Annotated in this window: 4 protein-coding genes; 2 read left to right on the plus strand and 2 right to left on the minus strand. The window is 63.3% G+C overall.

Annotated elements, in window-relative coordinates; translation table 11 throughout:
* Both ACEW8G_RS11595 and ACEW8G_RS11600 read right to left on the minus strand, forming a co-directional pair.
* Positions 1 to 692 (minus strand): glycosyltransferase (locus tag ACEW8G_RS11595; protein WP_373488575.1); only part of this gene is annotated, 692 nt, incomplete at its 3' end.
* Positions 689 to 1,282 (minus strand): TIGR04282 family arsenosugar biosynthesis glycosyltransferase, encoded by a 594-nt coding sequence (locus ACEW8G_RS11600; RefSeq protein ID WP_373488576.1) that lies wholly within the window; start codon positions 1,280 to 1,282, stop codon positions 689 to 691. The genes ACEW8G_RS11595 and ACEW8G_RS11600, both read right to left, overlap by 4 nt.
* A gap of 103 nt (positions 1,283 to 1,385) precedes the next feature.
* Here ACEW8G_RS11600 and maiA point away from each other — a divergent pair, with 103 nt between their 5' ends.
* Both maiA and ACEW8G_RS11610 read left to right on the plus strand, forming a co-directional pair.
* Positions 1,386 to 2,021, plus strand: a complete 636-nt coding sequence (gene maiA, locus ACEW8G_RS11605; RefSeq protein ID WP_373488577.1) for a maleylacetoacetate isomerase — start codon at positions 1,386 to 1,388, stop codon at positions 2,019 to 2,021.
* Between the two features lie 218 nt (positions 2,022 to 2,239).
* Positions 2,240 to 3,397 (plus strand): TonB-dependent receptor plug domain-containing protein (locus tag ACEW8G_RS11610; protein ID WP_373488578.1); only part of this gene is annotated, 1,158 nt, incomplete at its 3' end.

Raw genomic sequence — 3,397 nt, forward strand, 5'->3', positions numbered from 1 at the left:
CGGTGTCGCAGGCCGAATGTCCAAGCCAACCCCACCTTGAGGTAAATGTAGTTCGCCTTCAGCGGCCCCCAGGCGGCGATGCGGCGGTCCGATGTGATCACCGGCTTGCGTGTCATCTTCAGCTTGCCGATTCGCGCAAAGCCAATGCACAGGTCGGCCTCCTCCATGATCGTCGCGTCGGCCGGGATGCCGCCGATGCGCTGATAATCGCTGCGGCGGAAGAACATTGCATGGTCACCGAAAAGCAGGCGCACGCCGCGCACGAACAGGTGCGGGTGGGTGACGATGGGGTAATAGGTCTTCCACCAATTGTGTGCAGTGGTAAACCAGCGCAGCTTTTGCCCGCGGATGATCGGGAGGAAGGTCGCCAGTGCGATTTTTGGGTCGGCCATCACATTGCGAATATGGGATACTGCATCGGCGGGCAGTAAGCTGTCGGCATGGAGAATGCACACCAGATCGCCAAGCGCCTGATCGACACCAAAGTTGATCTGCGGACCGCGCCCCTTGGCGGGTGATGCCAATACGCGCCAGCCCGCAGCTTGCGCCAATGCGCACGTCGCATCATCGCTTCCGCCGTCCACCAGCAATATGTCATCGGGTTGCGGATCGAGCGCGGCGACATTGGCAATCGTTGCGGGCAGCGCCTTTTCCTCGTTCAGGGCAGGGATCAACAGCGTGACCGTTGTCATGCCTTTGCCATCAGATTGGGCCAGCGCGCCAGGTCTTCGGGCCGGTCGCAATCGGCCAGTGCCTCCAGCAATGCGACGCTGAGGCCAAGATCAGCGCACCGCTGCATTGTTTCGCGGAATACCTGGTCGGTGCTCCACGGCATGTTGGTCAGCAATTCGGGCCGGGCGGTCGCCATGCCGATGAGATAATAGCCGCCGTCTTCCGCAGGCCCGATGACGACATCGTGACTGGCTAACGCTGCGATCGCAGCATGCACATGGGCCACCGCCAGATCGGGTGTGTCTGCGCCGAAAAAGATATGCGGACCGGGTCGTGCGGCATCGATCAATCGTGCGGTGAGATCGCCTTCGACCTGCGCAACCAACGCAATCTCTGGCCCAAGCCAAGCGCGCATTGTCGCCTCGTCTGCCCCGGCATAGCGGACTTCGACCGGTGCGCCACTTTCCTTCAACGTCGCGATTGTGCGCTCTGCAAGTGTACGATGCAAAGCTGCCGCGCCCGCTTCGCCCAGCACCGGTATCAGCCGCGTTTTGGCGTATCCGGGAAGCGGATATTTGGCGAACAGCAAGAGGATGGCCGGGGTTTTCACGCAACCAGCCATAGCCATCCGCGTTCCTGAAACAAGCCTTGCATCGTCGCACCTCGCGCATATGGTGCCCGCCCCGGCGGGTGGCCGGATCACGGAGACACATATGCCCAAGCCTGTCCTGTTTGATTACTGGCGTTCTTCCGCCAGTTACCGGGTGAGAATTGCGCTTCATCTGAAAGCGGTCGCCTATGATCGCGTTGCAACCGATCTCGTCGCGGGCGGGCAGAAGGCCCCTGACTATGTTGCGCGCAATCCGCAGGGATTTGTGCCGATGCTCAGCATTGACGGGGCGGACCTGACGCAATCGCTGGCGATCATCGATTTTCTTGACGCAACGCACCCCGAACCGCGCTTGATCCCCGCTGATCCGCTGGCGCGCGCGGGCGTTGTCGCAAAGTCGATGATCATCATTGCCGACATTCACCCGGTCAACAACCTGCGGATGCTGCGTTATCTGAAGGATGTGATGGGCCAGACGCAGGACGCCATCGACACCTGGTATCGCCACTGGATCGCCGAAGGTTTCGCCGCACTGGAGCAACAGGCGCCTGATGCCGGGCTGTTCGGCGGCGATAGCCCCGATCTGGTCGATGTCTGTCTGGTGCCGCAGGCGGCCAATGCGCGGCGGTTTGACCTGGACATGGCGGCCTATCCAAAGCTGGCGCGGATCGATGCGGAACTGCAGGCGATTCCGGCGTTTGCGGCGGCGCATCCTGACAAGTTCAAGCCTGCAGGATGAGCAAGGGACACGACATTCCTAGCTGGACCTCGGTTGCATATACGTCCCTCGACTGCGCTCGGGACAGACGGCGAGAACCGGCGAAAATTGATCGCTTGTCTGTTGCGCACAAAATGGCAAATACCTCCCGCGTTCCCGAGCGAAGTCGAGGGACGTTGCACAGCACTACCTCAATAGTAGTGTCCTTACCCACACCACATCGCGGCTGGTCCCTGTTGGTGGGGCTGTTCGCCCTGACCATTCCAGCCGCGCATGCCCAAACCGAGCAACCGCAGGGCGACCCGATCATCACCGTCGTCGGCGAACCGCTCGCCGCGCCGCTGGGCGATCGCGCCTACAGCATCACGACCATCGACGGCCAGACGCTCGCCAATGAACCCAGCCAGCGGCTGGAGAACGCCCTGCGTCTCGTGCCCGGCCTTCAGCAATTCCGTCGGTCGGACGCGCGTAGCGCCAATCCGACCAGCCAGGGCGTCACCCTGCGCGGGCTGGGCGGCAATGCGTCGAGCCGTGCGCTGATGCTGCTCGATGGCGTGCCCCAGTCCGATCCCTTCGGCGGCTGGATCAGCTTTCCCGGCTATGACGCGCTCAACCTTGCATCGGTGCAGGTGCGCCGCGGAGGTGGCACTGGCGGTGACGGCCCCGGCGCGCTGGCGGGCACGATTGAGCTTAACAGCGCGGGCATCCGTCCCGACCAGTCGATCGTTTATGGCGATCTCGCTTATGGCAGCCGCAATGCGCTGGAGGCAAGCCTCGGCACAACCCAGGCGCTGGGGGCAGGGGGTTTGTCGATCTCAGCCCAATATGCGCGCGGCGATGGCTTTGTGCCGATCATCGCGCGCCAGCGCGGTCTGGTCGACCGCGCTGCAGTTTATGAGCAGGCTGGGCTGGCGTTGCGCTTTGTGGCGCCGATCAGCGCGGATACCGAGCTGCAGGCAAGCGCGCGCGCCTTTGCCGACAGCCGCGAGCGCGGCTTTGAATTCAGCGAGAACAACAACGAAGGCGCTGACGCAAGTCTGCGTCTGGTAGGGCGCGGACGCTGGGGCTGGAGCGCGCTGGGCTATGTGCAACTCCGCAGCTTTGACAGCAGTTTTGCCGCGGTGTCAGCTGATCGCTCCACCGCAATGCAGAGCCTTGACCAATTTAACGTCCCCTCCACCGGGCTGGGGGCGCGCATCGAGGTGCGGCCTCCGCTGGGCGAGGGGCTTGAGCTGCGCATCGGCGGCGAATGGCGGCGCACGGTGGGCGAGACACGCGAGCTGTTCACTTTTGTCGGTGGCGCGCCCACCCGGATGCGGCGCGCCGGCGGGGCGAGTGATACATTGGGCGGCTTCGTCGAGGCAAGTTGGCAGGCGAGCCCGACTTTGATCCTCACC

The sequence above is a fragment of the Blastomonas sp. genome (genome assembly GCF_041747255.1).
Lineage (GTDB): Bacteria > Pseudomonadota > Alphaproteobacteria > Sphingomonadales > Sphingomonadaceae > Blastomonas.

Bases quoted from the DNA above. Each gene is read 5' to 3' on its own strand.
- maiA (WP_373488577.1), top strand. From the start codon at position 1,386: ATGCCCAAGCCTGTCCTGTTTGATTACTGGCGTTCTTCCGCCAGTTAC.